17 protein-coding genes and 1 pseudogene are annotated in these 15,596 nt (G+C 70.2%); 8 read left to right on the top strand and 10 right to left on the bottom strand.

The features are described 5' to 3' along the window. Positions 1-127: 127 nt before the first annotated feature. The 5 genes from rlmB to AQJ64_RS26380 form a co-directional block, all read right to left on the bottom strand. A complete protein-coding gene (rlmB, locus tag AQJ64_RS26400; RefSeq protein ID WP_055633197.1) occupies positions 128-1,069 on the bottom strand; it encodes a 23S rRNA (guanosine(2251)-2'-O)-methyltransferase RlmB in 942 nt (313 codons plus the stop codon). A gap of 99 nt (positions 1,070-1,168) precedes the next feature. Further along, entirely contained in the window at positions 1,169-2,569 is a 1,401-nt protein-coding gene (gene cysS, locus AQJ64_RS26395) for a cysteine--tRNA ligase (RefSeq protein WP_055633198.1), read from the bottom strand. A 33-nt stretch (positions 2,570-2,602) separates the two neighbouring features. Continuing rightward, positions 2,603-3,100 carry a 2-C-methyl-D-erythritol 2,4-cyclodiphosphate synthase gene (gene ispF, locus AQJ64_RS26390; protein WP_055633199.1) on the bottom strand — a complete coding sequence of 166 codons (498 nt, stop codon included), beginning with the start codon at positions 3,098-3,100 and terminating at the stop codon, positions 2,603-2,605. Then, positions 3,090-3,839, bottom strand: a complete 750-nt coding sequence (gene ispD / locus AQJ64_RS26385) for a 2-C-methyl-D-erythritol 4-phosphate cytidylyltransferase (RefSeq protein WP_055633200.1) — start codon at positions 3,837-3,839, stop codon at positions 3,090-3,092. The genes ispF and ispD overlap by 11 nt, the downstream gene beginning before the upstream one ends. A gap of 291 nt (positions 3,840-4,130) precedes the next feature. After that, on the bottom strand, positions 4,131-4,613 hold the full coding sequence (locus AQJ64_RS26380; protein ID WP_003953493.1) for a CarD family transcriptional regulator: 483 nt from the start codon (positions 4,611-4,613) through the stop codon (positions 4,131-4,133). 681 nt (positions 4,614-5,294) lie between these two features. Between AQJ64_RS26380 and AQJ64_RS26375 the strand changes: the two genes are divergently transcribed. Continuing rightward, positions 5,295-5,939, top strand: coding sequence for a hypothetical protein (locus AQJ64_RS26375; RefSeq protein WP_055633201.1), 645 nt, complete (start codon positions 5,295-5,297; stop codon positions 5,937-5,939). A 229-nt stretch (positions 5,940-6,168) separates the two neighbouring features. On the opposite strand, the gene phoP is transcribed toward AQJ64_RS26375, so the two are convergent. After that, positions 6,169-6,840, bottom strand: a complete 672-nt coding sequence (gene phoP, locus AQJ64_RS26370) for a two-component system response regulator PhoP (RefSeq protein WP_004000192.1) — start codon at positions 6,838-6,840, stop codon at positions 6,169-6,171. Between the two features lie 5 nt (positions 6,841-6,845). After that, entirely contained in the window at positions 6,846-8,234 is a 1,389-nt protein-coding gene (gene phoR / locus AQJ64_RS26365; RefSeq protein WP_055633202.1) for a two-component system sensor histidine kinase PhoR, read from the bottom strand. 190 nt (positions 8,235-8,424) lie between these two features. On the opposite strand from phoR, the gene phoU reads away from it, so the two are divergent. The 4 genes from phoU (at position 8,425) to AQJ64_RS26350 (ending at position 10,717) form a co-directional block, all read left to right on the top strand. Beyond that, entirely contained in the window at positions 8,425-9,126 is a 702-nt protein-coding gene (gene phoU, locus AQJ64_RS26360) for a phosphate signaling complex protein PhoU (protein WP_055633203.1), read from the top strand. Between the two features lie 121 nt (positions 9,127-9,247). After that, positions 9,248-9,406, top strand: a complete 159-nt coding sequence (locus AQJ64_RS49780; protein WP_166663508.1) for a hypothetical protein — start codon at positions 9,248-9,250, stop codon at positions 9,404-9,406. A 267-nt stretch (positions 9,407-9,673) separates the two neighbouring features. Then, the gene (locus AQJ64_RS26355; protein WP_055636732.1) at positions 9,674-9,922 is read left to right on the top strand and encodes an SCO4226 family nickel-binding protein; all 249 of its coding nucleotides are present in this window, start codon (positions 9,674-9,676) and stop codon (positions 9,920-9,922) included. 66 nt (positions 9,923-9,988) lie between these two features. Further along, positions 9,989-10,717, top strand: a complete 729-nt coding sequence (locus tag AQJ64_RS26350) for a rhomboid family intramembrane serine protease (protein WP_055636712.1) — start codon at positions 9,989-9,991, stop codon at positions 10,715-10,717. Positions 10,718-10,984: 267 nt separating this feature from the next. On the opposite strand, the gene AQJ64_RS49775 is transcribed toward AQJ64_RS26350, so the two are convergent. Further along, positions 10,985-11,158 carry a hypothetical protein gene (locus AQJ64_RS49775; protein ID WP_167738999.1) on the bottom strand — a complete coding sequence of 58 codons (174 nt, stop codon included), beginning with the start codon at positions 11,156-11,158 and terminating at the stop codon, positions 10,985-10,987. A 727-nt stretch (positions 11,159-11,885) separates the two neighbouring features. On the opposite strand from AQJ64_RS49775, the pseudogene AQJ64_RS51115 reads away from it, so the two are divergent. Further along, a pseudogene (locus AQJ64_RS51115) lies at positions 11,886-12,125 on the top strand (hypothetical protein); the annotation flags it as partial. On the opposite strand, the gene AQJ64_RS26345 reads toward AQJ64_RS51115, so the two are convergent. Continuing rightward, positions 12,059-12,820 (bottom strand): phosphoglyceromutase, encoded by a 762-nt coding sequence (locus AQJ64_RS26345; protein WP_055636713.1) that lies wholly within the window; start codon positions 12,818-12,820, stop codon positions 12,059-12,061. The pseudogene AQJ64_RS51115 and the gene AQJ64_RS26345 sit on opposite strands and share 67 nt — an antisense overlap. Before the next feature lie 160 nt (positions 12,821-12,980). Between AQJ64_RS26345 and AQJ64_RS26340 the strand changes: the two genes are divergently transcribed. Beyond that, on the top strand, positions 12,981-14,255 hold the full coding sequence (locus tag AQJ64_RS26340; protein WP_055636714.1) for an MDR family MFS transporter: 1,275 nt from the start codon (positions 12,981-12,983) through the stop codon (positions 14,253-14,255). A gap of 28 nt (positions 14,256-14,283) precedes the next feature. Here the strand turns inward: AQJ64_RS26340 and AQJ64_RS26335 are convergent, their stop codons facing one another. Next, positions 14,284-14,763 (bottom strand): DUF2000 family protein, encoded by a 480-nt coding sequence (locus tag AQJ64_RS26335; protein ID WP_206189819.1) that lies wholly within the window; start codon positions 14,761-14,763, stop codon positions 14,284-14,286. Here AQJ64_RS26335 and AQJ64_RS26330 point away from each other — a divergent pair. Continuing rightward, entirely contained in the window at positions 14,762-15,574 is an 813-nt protein-coding gene (locus AQJ64_RS26330) for a helix-turn-helix transcriptional regulator (RefSeq protein WP_055636716.1), read from the top strand. The genes AQJ64_RS26335 and AQJ64_RS26330 overlap by 2 nt on opposite strands. Positions 15,575-15,596: the final 22 nt, after the last annotated feature.

Here is a 15,596-nt window from a genome sequence, read left to right as displayed (position 1 = left end):
GACACTGCTTTGACCCGCCGGATCTGTCCGGACTCCGTCAAGGTTGCCCTACCCGCCGGATTTAACCCGTCGGGGTGAACGGACGGACGCGCGTTCAGATCCGGCACAGGGTCCGGGCGGGCACCCGTCAGGCCCGGCGCCGCGCCGCCTCGTAGAGCACGATGCCCGCCGCCACACCGGCGTTGAGGGACTCCGCGCCGCCCGGCATGGGGATGCGGACCCGGAAGTCGCAGGTCTCGCCGACCAGTCGGGACAGTCCCTTGCCCTCGCTGCCGACGACGATGACGACCGGCCCGTCCAGCGCCTCCAGCGCACCGATCTCGGCCTCGCCGTCGGCGGCCAGACCGACGACCGCGATCCCGGCCTTCTTGTACGCCTCCAGGGCGCGGGTGAGGTTCGTGGCGCGGGCGACGGGCGTACGGGCCGCCGTACCCGCGGACGTCTTCCAGGCACCCGCGGTCATACCGGCCGCGCGGCGCTCGGGGACGACCACGCCGTGGCCGCCGAACGCGGAGACCGAACGGACGACGGCACCCAGGTTGCGCGGGTCGGTCACCCCGTCGAGGGCGACGATCAGCGGGTCCTCGCCCTCGTCGTGCGCGGCGTGGACCAGGTCCTCGGGGTGGGCGTACTCGTACGGCGGGACCTGGAGGACGAGCCCCTGGTGGTTGAGGCCGTTCGTCATGCGGTCCAGCTCGGGGCGCGGCGCCTCCATGAGGTTGATGCCGCCGCGCTCGGCCGCGAGCTGGAGCGCCTCGCGCACCCGCTCGTCGTTGTCGATGAACTGCTGGACGTAGAGGGTCGAGGCGGGGACGCCCTCGCGGAGCGCCTCGACGACCGGGTTGCGGCCGACGACCATCTCGGAGGTGCCCTTGCCGCCCCGCCCGCGCGCCACCGGCCGGCGCTGGACCTGCTTGGCCTTGGCGGTGGCGATGCGGTTCTTCTTGTGCCCCTTGCGCATCTCGGCGGGCGGGGTCGGGCCCTTGCCCTCCAGGCCCCGGCGCCGCTGGCCGCCACTGCCGACCTGCGCGCCCTTCTTGCCGGACATGCGGCGGTTGTTGGCTGCCATGACCTACCTGATTCTGTGCGGAGGTGTGCGTACGTCTATGCAGTGTGCCGCCCGGGGAGCCGGGCGGCACAATCGATCAAGGAAACGCGCTGTGCGCGACTAGCGCGACCCGAGGATCCAGCGCGGTCCCTGCGGGCTGTCCTCGATGGTCAGCCCGGACTGGCCCAGCTGGTCACGGATGGCGTCCGCGGTCCCCCAGTCCTTGCGCGCCCGGGCCGCCTCCCGCTGGTCCAGGACCAGGCGTACGAGACTGTCGACCACGCCGTGCAGATCCTCGCCCTGGTCCGCCTCGCCGGCCCAGTGGGCGTCGAGCGGGTCCAGGCCGAGGACGCCGAGCATGGCGCGGACCTCGGCGAGCCGGGCCACGGCTGCTTCCTTGTCGTCGGCGGCCAGCGCGCTGTTGCCCTGACGGACGGTGGTGTGCACGACGGCCAGGGCCTGCGGGACGCCCAGGTCGTCGTCCATCGCCTCGGCGAAGGCCGGCGGCACCTCGGCGGCGGGCTCGACGACGCCCCCCGCCTTCTCGACGACGCGCTGCACGAACCCCTCGATCCGGGCGAACGCCGACTCGGCCTCGCGCAGCGACTCCTCGCTGTACTCGATCATCGAGCGGTAGTGCGGGGTGCCGAGGTAGTAGCGGAGCACGATCGGGCGCCACGCCTTGACCATCTCGCTGACCAGCACGCTGTTGCCGAGCGACTTCGACATCTTCTCGCCGCTCATGGTGACCCAGGCGTTGTGCACCCAGTACTGGGCGAACGCGTCGCCGTAGGCCTTGGCCTGGGCGATCTCGTTCTCGTGGTGCGGGAAGATCAGGTCGAGGCCGCCGCCGTGGATGTCGAAGGCGGAGCCCAGGTACTTGTGGGCCATCGCCGAGCACTCCAGGTGCCAGCCGGGACGGCCGCGGCCCCACGGGGTCTCCCAGTCGGGCTCGCCCGGCTTGGTCGCCTTCCACATCGCGAAGTCGCGCGGGTCGCGCTTGCCGGTGATGCCCTCCTCGGTGGGCTGGCGCAGATCGTCGATGTCCTGGTTGGACAGCGCCAGGTAGCCGGGGTAGGAGCGCACGTCGAAGTAGACGCTGCCGTCGGCCTCGTACGCGTGACCGCGCTCGATGAGGCCGCGCATCATCTCGATCATCTCGGGGACGTGCCCCGTCGCCCGCGGCTCGTACGTGGGCGGCAGGCAACCGAGGGCGTGGTAGCCGTCGTTGAACGCGCGCTCGTTGTCGTAGCCGATGGACCACCAGGGGCGGCCCTGCTCGTGCGACTTGGCGATGATCTTGTCGTCGATGTCGGTGACGTTGCGGATGAACGTGACGTCGTAGCCGCGGTACTCGAACCAGCGGCGCATGATGTCGAAGTTCAGGCCGGAACGGATGTGGCCGATGTGAGGGGCCGCCTGCACGGTGGCACCACAGAGGTAGATCGAGACACAGCCCGGCTGGAGCGGGGTGAAGTCACGGATCTGCCGGGCGTTGGTGTCGTACAGGCGAATAGTCACGATGCCTAGGGTAGTGGGCGGTGGGCCCTGCCCTCACCCCTGTCTGACGACCAGCGCCGTCGCCACCGCCATCAGGCCTTCCTCCCGGCCGGGGAACCCGAGTCCGTCCGTCGTCGCACCGGATACCGAGACCGGTGCTCCGGCCGCCTCCGAGAGCAGCTTCTGCGCCTCCTCCCGGCGTTTTCCGATCTTCGGCCGCGGGCCCACGACCTGGACCGCGATGTTCCCGATGACGAAGCCGGCGTCGCGGACGATGCGGGCCGCCTCGGTCAGGAGGGTCACCCCGGAGGCGCCGGACCACTCGGGGCGGCCGGTGCCGAAGTGCTGTCCGAGGTCACCGAGGCCGGCGGCGGAGAACAGGGCGTTGCAGGCGGCGTGGGCGACGACGTCGGCGTCGGAGTGGCCGGCCAGGCCCGGGCCCTCGCCCTCCCACCTCAGGCCCGCGCACCACAGCTCGCGGCCCTCCTCGAAGGCGTGGATGTCGGTGCCGATGCCGACCCGGGGCAGGACGTACGGCAGCTCAGAAGCCATCGTTGAGCCTCCTGCGGGCCAGGACCGCCTCGGCGAGGACCAGGTCGAGGGGACGGGTGACCTTGAAGGCCTCCTCGTGGCCGGGGACGACCACCACGGTCAGGCCGAGCTGCTCGACCATGCTCGCGTCGTCGGTGACGTCCTCGGTGACCGTCTCGTGGGCGCGGACCAGGGTGGCCCGGTCGAACCCCTGCGGGGTCTGTACGGCGCGCAGCCGGGCGCGCACCGGGGTGGCGACGACCGGCTCGGGCTCGCCGGGGGCGGCCGGTCCGACCTCCTTGACGGTGTCGGCGAGCGGCAGCGCCGGGACGACCGCGGGGGCGCCCTCGCGTACGGCCTCGATGACCCCGTCGACGGTGTCCACGGGGACCAGGGGCCGGGCGGCGTCGTGGACGAGGACGATGTCGTACTCGGGCGGCAGGGCGTCCAGGCCGAGGCGCACGGACTCCTGGCGGGAGTCGCCGCCGGGGACGACGACGAAGTCGGTGCGGTCGGGCAGCGCGTGCGCGTCGAGCAGCGACTTGACCTCGCCGGCGCCGTCCGGCGGGGCCACGACGACCACCAGGGAGACGGCGCGGGAGGCGGCGAGGGCGCGCACCGCGTGGATCAGCATGGGCGTGCCGTTCAGCGTGCGGAGCGCCTTGGGGGCGCCCGGACCGAGGCGTACGCCCCGGCCGGCGGCCGGAATCACCGCGGCCGTACGGGCGGGCGCGGGCGAGGGACGCGAATCGTCAGACATCGGTTCCTGTCAGGTTTGTGTGCTCGGCCTAGTTGGGTACGGAGACAGCGTGCCGGGCGCGACGCCTTGACCGGACCCTTCCGTGACGCGCCGGTCGAGGGCTGCCCGGGCTCGGCACGCAAAGTATCGGGGGTTTCCCCGAAGGACACGTCGGCGGGGACGTCCCCGTCGGCCGGGTAGCACGGCATCCGGACGCGAACATGCCGCAGCGCCCGGCGACGGGAATTCGTCATCGGGCACCGCGGCATTTCGGTGTTCAACGGTGTGCGTCGGCGTCGGCCTTCGCCGGCGTCAGGACGCGAGAACCTCGTCGAGCAGGGCTTCGGCCTTGTCCTCGTTGGTGTTCTCCGCGAGGGCGAGCTCACTCACCAGGATCTGGCGAGCCTTGGCGAGCATGCGCTTCTCACCGGCGGAGAGTCCACGCTCGCGCTCACGACGCCACAGGTCACGCACGACTTCCGCGACCTTGATGACATCGCCGGAGGCGAGCTTCTCCAGATTTGCCTTGTAACGACGCGACCAGTTCGTGGGCTCCTCGGCGTACGGCGCGCGCAGCACCTCGAAGACCCGGTCCAGCCCGTCCTGACCGACCACATCACGCACGCCGACGAACTCCGCATTGTCCGCTGGCACACGTACCGTCAGGTCACCCTGGGCGACCTTCAGCACCAAGTAGGTCTTGTCCACGCCTTTGATCTGGCGAGTTTCGATGGCCTCGATCAGCGCGGCCCCGTGATGGGGATAGACCACGGTGTCGCCAACCTTGAACGTCATGTGACAGGTACCCCTTCCGTGGCTATCCAGGGTAACACGGAAACTGCGGTTCCTGAATGGCGTTTTCGCAGGTCAGGGCATATCTCGGGGCTTGACAACTGTAACAGGAACGTGCTTCGGACAGCTCCCGGAAGCAGGTATTCGCAGGTCGGAGCGGCTCTCCGAGGGGGGTGAAACGCGGACGTTACACGCGTCCAGGGCCCACCCCGGGCGGCCGAACGTCCACATATGTCCGCTTCCAGATGTGCGACTTGCGCTACTCCGTTCGGTGCCCATGGCCGGATACCAGTCGTTTCCGGAATTGATCACCAAGGCTTCGGGCAGACCCGTGATCAATTTCCCGGACGACCACGCATTCCTTCACGGAAAATCCGCGAGCGGAGCGTGACGGCGCTTAACCGGAGGCCCCGCGCGGATATGTGAATGACGTACGCGCAGGAAGAGCCAGGAAGAGTCAGGAAGAGCAAGGATGAAGTCCGAGTGACCGGTGGGTCACCCGAGAGTGTCGTGACGGGTGTGATGATCAGGGAGATCCCGGCGCGCGGCGGCCCCCGGACGCGTTAGAGGCGGGTCGGGTGCGGCGGCGCAGGAACGGCTCGGTAACCTGAGGCCGCTGACAGACCCTTAGGGCGGCTTTAACCAGGTGAGCTGCCCCTGTGCGTTCAAGGAGATGCCGCCGCCGTGAGCAGCAGCCTTCGACGCGGCGCCCTCGCCGCATCCGCCCTCGCGTTCTCGATCGCCACGCTCGCCGCCTGCGGCGCCGGCAACAACAGCCAGACGCTGGAGATCAAGCCGGACAACGCCTCCACCAGTGTGGGCGACATCAAGATCCAGAACGCTGTCGTCATCACCCAGCCGAACCCCGCCGGCGGCGGCCCGGTCGCGGTCTCCGCGACCGTCTTCAACTCCGGCAAGCAGGCCCAGACGATCGAGTCGATCGACGTCGAGGGCCTCGGCACCGCGAAGCTCTCGCCCGCCAAGGGGGAGAAGGAGCTGACGGTTCCGGCCGGCGGTGTCGTCGTCATCGGCGGCGAGGGCAACGCCTCCGCCGTCCTGGAGCACCCCGACGAGAAGTCGATCGACGGCAACGCCCAGAAGACCACCTTCACGCTCAGCGACACCGGTGCGGTGAGCCTGGCGGCCTTCGTGGTGCCGGCCGCGGGCTACTTCTCCAGCTGGGGCCCCAGCGCCATCCCGAGCGTCCCCTCGGAGTCCCCCTCCGAGAGCGCCTCGGAGACGGCGACGTCCACCGCCTCCCCGGCCGCGGGCGGCTCCGAGTCCCCGTCCGCCTCGGAGTCCCCCTCCGAGTCGGCGTCGGGCAACTGAGCCCCGTACCCATACGACAGGGGCGGCACCCTCACCCGGGGTGCCGCCCCTGTCGTATGCCGGAACCCGCCTACGGCTCGACCTCGAAGCCCGGACCGCGGACCGTCACCAGGTGGCGGGGCGCACCCGGGTCGGGTTCGAGCACCCTCCTCGACGCGCCCCTCGCACCGCCGCGCGGGCTTCGAGACGCCGCACCGGACACCGTCCGCCGACTCCCCGCCAGGCCCTCCTACGGCTCGAACTTGTAGCCGAGACCGCGGACCGTCACCAGGTAGCGGGGCGCGCCCGGGTCGGGTTCGATCTTGGCGCGGAGGCGCTTGACGTGGACGTCGAGGGTCTTGGTGTCACCGACGTAGTCGGCGCCCCAGACCCGGTCGATGAGCTGCATACGGGTGAGGACGCGGCCGGCGTTGCGCAGCAGCATCTCCAGGAGGTCGAACTCCTTGAGGGGCAGGTCGACCTTGGAGCCGGAGACAGTGACGACGTGGCGGTCGACGTCCATGCGGACCGGGCCCGCCTCCAGGGCGGCCGGGGTCACCTCCTCCGGCTCGCCGCGGCGGCGCAGGACGGCCCGGATCCGGGCGACCAGCTCACGCGAGGAGAACGGCTTGGTGACGTAGTCGTCGGCTCCTATTTCCAGGCCGACGACCTTGTCGATCTCGCTGTCCTTGGCGGTCACCATGATCACGGGGACGTTGGAGCGGCCGCGCAGCTGCCGGCACACCTCCGTGCCGGGCAGACCCGGCAGCATCAGGTCGAGGAGGACGAGGTCGGCGCCGTTGCGCTCGAACTCGTCGAGTCCGTCGGGCCCGGTGGTCGCGACGGCGACCTCGAAGCCCTCCTTGCGGAGCATGTACGACAGGGCGTCGGAGAAGGACTCCTCGTCCTCGACGACGAGCACTCGGGTCACGGAAGGACCTCCGGGGCGGAAAGCGTCTGGTACGCGGTCGAATCGGGGGATGAGCGGCGGGACGAGGTGGGGGAGGAGATGTGGGAGGAGGAGTGGGAGGAGGAGTGGGAGATGCCGCCGGCCTGCCCGTCCTCGTCATTGAGGTCGTCCAGGTCGTCGAAGGTGTCAAGACCTTCGAGGCCTTCCGGGTCGTCGGGATCCGGATGCTGGTGGGCGCGATCGCGGTCGCGGGCGGCCGCGGCGGCCTCGGGCAGCCGCAGTGTGAACGTGGAGCCCTGTCCCTCGGCACTCCACACCGTGACCTCCCCGCCGTGCGAGGCGGCCACATGCTTGACGATCGCGAGCCCGAGGCCCGTACCGCCCGTCTGACGGGAGCGGGCCGGGTCGACTCGGTAGAAGCGCTCGAAGATGCGCTCCTTGTCCTTGTCGGAGATCCCGATGCCCTGGTCGGTCACCGCGATCTCGATCAGGTCCCCGCCGGGCGCGGTCACCCGGCGGGCGGCTATGCCGACACGGGTGCGGGCGGGCGAGTAGTTGACGGCGTTCTCGACCAGGTTGCCGAGGGCGGCGGCCAGCTGGCCGCGGTTGCCCCAGACACGCAGGTCGGCGGTGCCGCCCGCCGCCATGGTGATCTGCTTGGTGCCGGCCTGGTGCCGGCAGCGGTCGACGGCCTCGGCGACCAGCTCGTCCACGCCGACCGGTTCCGCGTCCTCCAGCGGGTCGTCGTTCTGGACCCGCGAGAGATCGATCAGTTCCTGCACCAGGTTGGTCAGCCGGGTGGCCTCGATCTGCATCCGCCCGGCGAACCGCTCCACCGCCTCCGGGTCGTCCGAGGCGTCCATGACGGCCTCGGAGAGCAGGGAGAGCGCGCCGACCGGGGTCTTCAGCTCATGACTGACGTTGGCGACGAAGTCCCGCCGCACCGCCTCGATCCGCCGGGCCTCGGTGAGATCCTCGACCAGCAGCAGCACGAGCCGGGAGCCCAGCGGCGCCACCCGCGCGGAGACCGCGAGGGCCTCGCCGCGCCCGGTGCCCCGCCGGGGCAGGTCCAGCTCGACCTGGCGTATCTCCCCGTCGCGCCGGGTGTCCCGGGCCATCTTGAGCATCGGCTCGACCGCGAGTTTTCCGCCACGCACGAGTCCGAGGGCGTACGCCGCGGAGCTCGCCTTGACGACGGCGTCGGCCTCGTCGAGGACGACGGCCGAGGAGCGCAGCACCGACAGCACCGTGTCCACACCGGGCGGGAGCACGGGGTCGGTGTGCAGGGAGCTGCGGGTGGGGCGTGCCTGGTCGCGCTCGCTCCAGCGGAACGCCAGCATGGCGATGACACCGGTGAGCACCCCGGCGATCGCTGCCGCTGCGGCGACCGCCGCGTTCACGTCCATGCGTCCAGGTTAGGCACGGGATCCGGCGTGACCACAGCCATGCAGGTGCGACCTCGAACACTCGTCGCCCAGAGTTCACCTTGGAGCCAGTAGTGGTTCATTTGAGGTGACTGAATCCGACGCGTAGCGGGCGGACCGTGGCACCGTGGGGTTCGCCCCGGAGCATACGTACGTACGAGAGGGAATCCTGATGCGGGACGCGTACCACGAGGAACTTGACTCGATAGGCGACAGCCTGGTGGAGATGGCCCGGCTGGTCGGGTCGGCGATCGGGCGCGCCACGACCGCCATCCTCGACTCCGACCTGAAGCTCGCCGAGAGCGTCATCGAGAACGACCAGAAGGTCGACGAGCTGCAGCACGACCTGGAGGCGAAGGCCATCGCGCTGCTCGCCCGCCAGCAGCCGGTCGCCACCGACCTGCGGATCGTCGTCACCTCGCTGCGGATGTCGGCCGACCTGGAGCGCTCGGGCGACCTCGCCCAGCACGTGGCGAAGCTCGCCCGGCTGCGCTTCCCGAACCGGGCGGTGCCGCAAGACCTGCACGCCACGATCCTGGAGATGGGCCAGCTCGCGCAGCGCCTGATGGCGAAGGCGGCGGAGTGCATCATCACCAAGGACGTCGACCTGGCGCTCCAGCTGGAGTCCGACGACGACGCGATGGACCTGCTGCACCGCACGCTGTTCCAGCACCTGATCGACGACCGCTGGAAGCACGGCATCGAGACGGCCGTGGACGTGACCCTGCTGGGCCGCTACTACGAGCGGTTCGCCGACCACGCCGTGGCGGTCGCCAAGCGGGTGGTGTTCCTGGTGACGGGCGAGCACGCGGACGAGCTCCAGCCCGACATCCAGCCGGACATCCAGCCGGCCACGGGGACCGAGGGGGCGTAGGTCTGCCGGGGAGGCAGACGGTGGGCTTCCGGAGAGCGTGCGGGCGCCACTGTGCGCCGTTGATGCGCCTGGCACAAGGGGCATGAAATGGGCACAGGCCCTACGCCTCCGGGAGGAACCCATGGCAGAGTCCCCCAGCACCCCTCAGCCCGACCCCACCCAGGAACGCCCCACCGAGCAGCCCGCCGAGATCAGGAACCTGATGCTGATCGGCGCGTGCGGCTGCGGTTCCGGGTGCGGCTGCGGGTGCCAGTCGGGCAGCCCGTGCCAGTGCGGCTGAGCGCGGCGTCGTACGTATGACAGGGCGGGGCCGGTGCCCACACCGGCCCCGCCTTCTTGCCTTCCCGCCTTCTTGCCTTCCCGCCTTCTTGCCTTCCCGCCTTCTTGCCTTCCCGCCTTCTTGCCTTCTTGCCTTCCCGCCTTCTTGCCTTCCCGCCTTCTTGCCTTCTTGCCTTCTTGCCCTCTTGCCCTCTTGTCGCGGGAGCGCCGGGCCGGGCGCAGCATGGAGGGACGAGCAGGAACGGGAACAGGAAAGGGGGTGGACACCATGCCCAAGTTCATGGACGTCCACCACAACATGAAGGGCATCACCCGCGAGCAGCTCCTCCAGGCGCACCAGGACGACCTCGCCATAGAAGGGGAAGAGGGCGTCCACTTCGAGTCCGCCTGGGCGGACCCCGACTCCGGCGTCGTCTACTGCCTCTCCGAGGCCCCCTCGGCGGAGGCGGTCCAGCGCATCCACCAGCGCACCGGCCACAAGGCGGACGAGGTCCACCCGGTGCCGCTTCAGGTGTGATCCGCGCATTGTGCGACAGGGGGAAACCTGCATGATGGAGGTCCGGCAGGTGGAGGGGGACACACCATGGACAGGCCGACTTCCGATGCGCAGGTGATGGTCGCGGAGGCGCGGAAGGCGTTCTTCGTGATGTTCGGGTTCCTGGCGCTGGTCTGGCTGGTGCAGCTGGCCAACTTCGCCGACGACTACGCGCCGGCCCGCGAATACGGCGTGGTATCCGGCGATCTCGGCTCCCTGCCGCACCTCCTCACCGCACCCTTCCTGCACTGGAGCTGGGCGCACATCGAGAGCAACTCCGGGCCGCTGTTCATCTTCGGCTTCCTGGCCGCGTACCGCGGGGTGCTGCGTTTCCTCGGGCTGAGCCTGCTGGTGGCGGTGACCAGCGGCCTCGCGGTCTGGCTCTTCGAGGGCGGGAACGCGGAGACGGTCGGCGCGAGCGGCCTGATCTTCGGCTACTTCGGATACGTCGTCGTCCGCGGCCTCTTCGACCGCCATCTCATCGACACGCTCATCGGCGTCGTCATGGCGGCGTCCTTCGCCTACCTGCTCACGGTCGCGGTCCCCGGCACCCCGGGCGTCAGCTGGCTGGCCCACCTGGGCGGCCTCGCCGGCGGCCTCCTGGGGGCGTGGCTCTTCCGTGACCGCACCAGGCGCCCGTCGGCGAAGACCCCGCCGGCCTCCTCCGGATCATCCGGCGGTTCTGCCGGCACGTCCGGCTCGCCCGGCAGCATCGCCCCCGCCGGGCATCCACGGGCGGACCTGCACAAGGAACTGGGGGACTTGGGACTGTTGTAGCGGCCGCGGCGAGCAGAGTGGTGAGGACGGCCTCTTCCTACTGAGTCGCCCGAGTCACGGCGCAGGGACAGATCTGGCGGGTGACGGCGAGCCCGACGAGAAGCCCGCACATCAGGATCCGGTTCCGATGCCGTCGGCCATCAGCGGAGACCGGCCAGCGTGAGGAGCAGGGAAGCCGCACAGAGTCGCGGGCGACGGTGGAGTGTGCCGTGAGCGCTCCGGGCGGAAGCCACAAAACCACGTACTCGGACATGCGTGATATCAGCGTCAGCGCTTGACGGCGCCCTTGACCCTCTCTTTCTCTCCCCGCATCCTGCCCCGCGCTTCAAGGGCCGCGCCCTTTGCCGCGAGGGTGTTCTTGTGCATCGCGTGGGCCGCCTTCCGCACGGTCTTCCCGACGACCTGCTCGGCCTTTGCCTTGACCTTCTCTCCGGCGCTCATCTCAGCACCTCCGCGCAATCACTGACAGAGTTCCCTCCAGACAAGGGCCAACCCCTGCCGCTGCGGATTGGCTCGAGGAAGTCGTGGAGCCCAACCTTCGGCCGCCGACCGCTGCCGCCGTCCTCGGCTCCCAGCGCCTGGACCGCTGTAGATGATCAGTGGCCTCGCGCCAATGCGCTGCTGGCCCGATCTCGCGGTCGAACCAGTCTGGGAGTTCTTGAGTGGCGCCCACCTCGACGCGCATAAGTGCTCGCACGTGTCCTTGTTGCTCAGTGAGTGAGTTCAAAGCTCTCGCCAACCAAGAAGGCCCGGGTCACTGACCTGGGCCTTCTTCATGGAGCGGGTGACGACAATCGAACTCGCGCTCTCAGCTTGGAAAGCTCGGGTTCTCCAGACGCGGAAGCGCTGCTGAGCTGCGGCGGAGCGGCGTCAGGCCATGGTGAGCCGTCGAGCGGTTCCCTGGTGTTCCCACTTCCCCGCAGTCGGGACACGCTCACCCCGATCCGCCACCATTGCTGCTCGCGGACTTGCCGAAGATGCCCATGGTTGCCCCCTGGATTCCGTTCGTGCGTTGGTTGTCGTCCTTGCGGAGAATCTTGGGGGCGGCGACGACACGTCATCGGCCGCTCTCTCCGCTCTCCGCGCCGGCGCTTCCCACGTTGTCCGGGACGGAACGACGTCAGCCGAGTCGCTCGCAACGCTCCACGGACGCCGACTCCGTCACACCTTCTCCGCGTCGGTGCTGCTGGACGCCGGCGAGAGCATCAAGCCCGTCAGCGAGTACCTGGGGCACTCCGCCCGCCGCAGGACCCGCCGCGCTGAGGTCCCACAGAGGGCCCAGGTCGTGAAAATGCCCCCGCCCCGCGCAGTATGCGCAGGTCGGGGGCATGATCACGAACCCTACTTCTTCTTGCCCTGGTTCTTGACCGCCTCGATCGCCGCTGCCGCCGCCTCGGGGTCGAGGTAGGTGCCGCCCGGCGTCAGGGGGGTGAAGTCGGCGTCCAGTTCGTAGGACAGGGGGATGCCCGTCGGGATGTTCAGGCCCGCGATGTCGGCGTCGGAGATGCCGTCGAGGTGCTTGACCAGGGCGCGGAGGCTGTTGCCGTGGGCCGCGACCAGGACCGTGCGGCCGGCCAGGAGGTCGGGGACGATGCCGTCGTACCAGTAGGGGAGCATGCGGGTGACGACGTCCTTGAGGCACTCCGTGCGGGGGCGGAGCTCCGGGGGGATGGTCGCGTAGCGCGGGTCGGCGGACTGGGAGAATTCCGAGTCGTCCGCGAGCGGGGGCGGCGGGGTGTCGTAGGAGCGGCGCCAGAGCATGAACTGCTCCTCGCCGAACTCGGCCAACGTCTGTGCCTTGTCCTTGCCCTGGAGGGCGCCGTAGTGGCGCTCGTTCAGGCGCCAGGAGCGGTGGACCGGGATCCAGTGGCGGTCCGCCGACTCGAGGGCGAGCTGCGCGGTACGGATGGCGCGCTTCTGGAGGGACGTGTGGACCACGTCGGGCAGCAGATCGGCGTCCTTGAGGAGCTCACCGCCGCGGACCGCCTCCTTCTCGCCCTTCTCGTTGAGGTTGACGTCCACCCAGCCGGTGAACAGGTTCTTCGCGTTCCATTCGCTCTCGCCGTGGCGGAGGAGGATCAGCTTGTACGGTGCGTCGGCCATGGCTATGAGCGTAATCCACCGTCCTGATGCGGTGCGCCCCTGCTCGTTCCTCGGACGGTTGACTGGTTCTGTTAATCGGCTCGCGTCCGAGGGCTCCCGCTTCGTAAGTTCTGAGCATCGCTTACGACACTTACCGCACGTACCTACGGGGGGCTCCGCCATGTCCGTCACCGCACTCAGACGTGCCGCCCGCGAGACCCTCTCCGGGCTGCCCCGTGAGTTCTGGTGGCTGTGGACGAGCACGCTCGTCAACCGGCTGGGCGGGTTCGTCGCCACCTTCATGGCGCTGTATCTGACGCTCGATCGCGGGTACTCCGCCTCCTACGCCGGGCTGGTCGCCTCGCTGCACGGTCTGGGCGGGGTCGTCTCCTCGCTGGGCGGCGGGGTGATGGCGGACCGGATCGGACGGCGGCCCACCCTGCTTCTCTCCCAGATCGCCACGGCCGTGTCCGTCGCCGTCCTCGGGTTCGTCACCGATCCCGTCGCCATCGCCGGTGTCGCGTTCGTCGTCGGTGCCGCGTCGAACGCCTCCCGGCCCGCCGTGCAGGCGATGATGGCCGACATCGTGCGGCCCGAGGACCGGGTGCGGGCCTTCTCCCTCAACTACTGGGCGATCAACCTCGGGTTCGCCGTCTCCTCCATGGCCGCCGGGTTCATCGCCGAGGTCAGCTACCGCGCCGGGTTCCTGCTCGAGGCCGGGATGACCTTCGTGTGCGCCGTCGTCATCTTCCTCAAGCTGCCCGAGTCCCGGCCGGAGCGGGAGAGCAAGGCGGTGCGGGAGGAGCCGGTCGGGCTCGGGAGTGTGGTGCGCGACCTGCGGTTCATGAGCGTCGTCGGGCTGTCCTTCCTCGTCGCGCTCGTCTTCCAGCAGGGGTCCGTCGGACTGCCGGTGGCCATGGGCGCCGCCGGGTTCACGCCCGCCGACTACGGCCTTGCCATCGCGGTCAACGGTGTGCTGATCGTCGTGCTCCAGATTCCGGTCACCCGCTTCATCGAGCACCGGGATCCGCGCCGGCTGCTCGTGATCTCCTCCGTCCTCGCCGGGTACGGCTTCGGGCTCACCGCCTTCGCCGGGTCGGTCGGTGTCTTCGCGCTCACCGTCTGCGTGTGGACCCTCGCCGAGATCGTCAACGCGCCGACCCAGACCGGGCTCGTCGTCGCCCTCTCCCCCACCCAAGGACGCGGGCGCTACCAGGGCATGTACACCCTGTCCTGGGCCGTCGCCTCGCTGGTCGCGCCCGTGATGTCCGGGTTCGTCATCGACCGGTTCGGGGCGGAGTGGCTGTGGGGGATGTGCGCGGTCGTGGGGACGGTCGCCGGGGCCGGGTACGCCGTGCTGATGCGGCGGCTGGGGGCCGAGGAGCCCTTCGCCGACGGGGGCGAGAGGGCGGGCGACGAGCGTACGGCGGCGGTTCGGACCGGCACCGGCACCTGAGCCCGAGCCCGTCGGCCACCGAACCCCCTCACGGATGCATCCGCGCCCCCTTCATCACCTTGTCCACCGCGTTGCGCGGCCCGTACACCGCGAGCCCCACCAGATCCAGCTCCGTCGTCCGTACGGCCCGTACCGCCGCCCGGTTGTCGCGGTCGTTGCCGGTGGCGAAGAGGTCGCCGGTGAACACCGCGCGCGGGAGGGAACGGGACAGGACGCGCGCGTGGGCCGCGGCCAGCGTCTCCTTCGAGCCCTCGAAGACCAGCACCGGCTGGCGGAACATCGGGAGGTACGGCACACCGTCCCCGTCCTCGTACGGCTCCCCGATCACCTCGGGGACCCGGGTGCCCAGGCCGCTGACCAGGAAGGCGGTGACGTTGAGGCGCTGCCAGGACTCCAGGTCCTCGCGCAGCAGGACGGCGATCTTGGTGTCGAAGCGCAGGGGTGCGTCGTCGTTCATGCTCCGAGACTGCCGACCGTCGTACGGCCTCGTCTTGTACGTTCTTTGCATGGCCGGTCAGCGTCCCCAGCAGGAGGTCTCCGCCTGGCGCCCCCGGATACCCGGTGTCGTGGAGGTCTTCCACGCCCACTTCACCGCGTACGCGTATCCGATGCATGTGCACGACGTGTGGACGCTGCTCATCGTCGACGACGGGGCCGTACGGTACGACCTCGACCGGCACCGGCACGGCACCCCGCACGACACGGTCACCCTGCTGCCGCCGCTCGTGCCGCACAACGGCTCGGCGGCCACCTCGCGGGGTTTTCGCAAGAGGGTGCTGTACCTCGACGGCACACGTCTCGGGGAGGATCTCGTCGGGGCCGCCGTCGACCGGCCCGATCTGCGCGATCCCGTGCTGCGGCGACGGGTGGGCCACCTGCACACGGCGCTCGCCCGGCCCGGCGACGAGCTGGAGGCGGAGAGCAGGCTGACACTGATCGGGGAACGGCTGCGGGACCATCTCCGGCGTGCCGTTCACCCCGCAGTGCGCAGCCCCGACCCGGCGCTCGCCCGACGTCTGCGCGAACTCCTCGACGCGTCCGTCGTCCAGGGCATCGGCCTGGAGGAGGCCGCGCGGACCCTGCGGGCCCATCCCGCGCATCTCGTCCGGGCGTTCAGCGGCGCGTACGGCATCGCGCCGCACCAGTACCTCACCTCACGCCGGGTCGAGCGCGCCCGGCGGCTGCTGCTCGACGGGGTGCCGGCCGGCGAGGTGGCGGTGGCGGCCGGGTTCTTCGACCAGTCGCATCTCACCCGGCACTTCCGGAGGTCGGTGGGGGTCACACCGGGGCGCTACGCACGGAAGTCCTCCGTCCGCTGATCGCCCCCGGCCGGCGCACCCG

This window comes from Streptomyces griseoruber, from assembly GCF_001514205.1.
Classification (GTDB): domain Bacteria; phylum Actinomycetota; class Actinomycetes; order Streptomycetales; family Streptomycetaceae; genus Streptomyces; species Streptomyces griseoruber.
Note: the sequence above shows the minus strand (reverse complement) of the source record. Positions and strands in the feature narration are given on the sequence as shown.

What these genes read in the sequence shown, in the direction of transcription:
- rlmB (WP_055633197.1), bottom strand. Translation starts at nt 1,069, where the DNA reads ATGGCAGCCAACAACCGCCGCATGTCCGGCAAGAAGGGCGCGCAGGTC.
- ispF (WP_055633199.1), bottom strand. Translation starts at nt 3,100, where the DNA reads ATGGCTTCTGAGCTGCCGTACGTCCTGCCCCGGGTCGGCATCGGCACC.
- ispD (WP_055633200.1), bottom strand. Translation starts at nt 3,839, where the DNA reads ATGTCTGACGATTCGCGTCCCTCGCCCGCGCCCGCCCGTACGGCCGCG.
- AQJ64_RS26380 (WP_003953493.1), bottom strand. Translation starts at nt 4,613, where the DNA reads ATGACGTTCAAGGTTGGCGACACCGTGGTCTATCCCCATCACGGGGCC.
- phoR (WP_055633202.1), bottom strand. Translation starts at nt 8,234, where the DNA reads ATGGACGTGAACGCGGCGGTCGCCGCAGCGGCAGCGATCGCCGGGGTG.
- phoU (WP_055633203.1), top strand. Translation starts at nt 8,425, where the DNA reads ATGCGGGACGCGTACCACGAGGAACTTGACTCGATAGGCGACAGCCTG.
- AQJ64_RS49780 (WP_166663508.1), top strand. Translation starts at nt 9,248, where the DNA reads ATGGCAGAGTCCCCCAGCACCCCTCAGCCCGACCCCACCCAGGAACGC.
- AQJ64_RS26355 (WP_055636732.1), top strand. Translation starts at nt 9,674, where the DNA reads ATGCCCAAGTTCATGGACGTCCACCACAACATGAAGGGCATCACCCGC.
- AQJ64_RS26350 (WP_055636712.1), top strand. Translation starts at nt 9,989, where the DNA reads ATGGACAGGCCGACTTCCGATGCGCAGGTGATGGTCGCGGAGGCGCGG.
- AQJ64_RS49775 (WP_167738999.1), bottom strand. Translation starts at nt 11,158, where the DNA reads ATGAGCGCCGGAGAGAAGGTCAAGGCAAAGGCCGAGCAGGTCGTCGGG.
- AQJ64_RS26345 (WP_055636713.1), bottom strand. Translation starts at nt 12,820, where the DNA reads ATGGCCGACGCACCGTACAAGCTGATCCTCCTCCGCCACGGCGAGAGC.
- AQJ64_RS26340 (WP_055636714.1), top strand. Translation starts at nt 12,981, where the DNA reads ATGTCCGTCACCGCACTCAGACGTGCCGCCCGCGAGACCCTCTCCGGG.
- AQJ64_RS26330 (WP_055636716.1), top strand. Translation starts at nt 14,762, where the DNA reads ATGGCCGGTCAGCGTCCCCAGCAGGAGGTCTCCGCCTGGCGCCCCCGG.
- AQJ64_RS26335 (WP_206189819.1), bottom strand. Translation starts at nt 14,763, where the DNA reads ATGCAAAGAACGTACAAGACGAGGCCGTACGACGGTCGGCAGTCTCGG.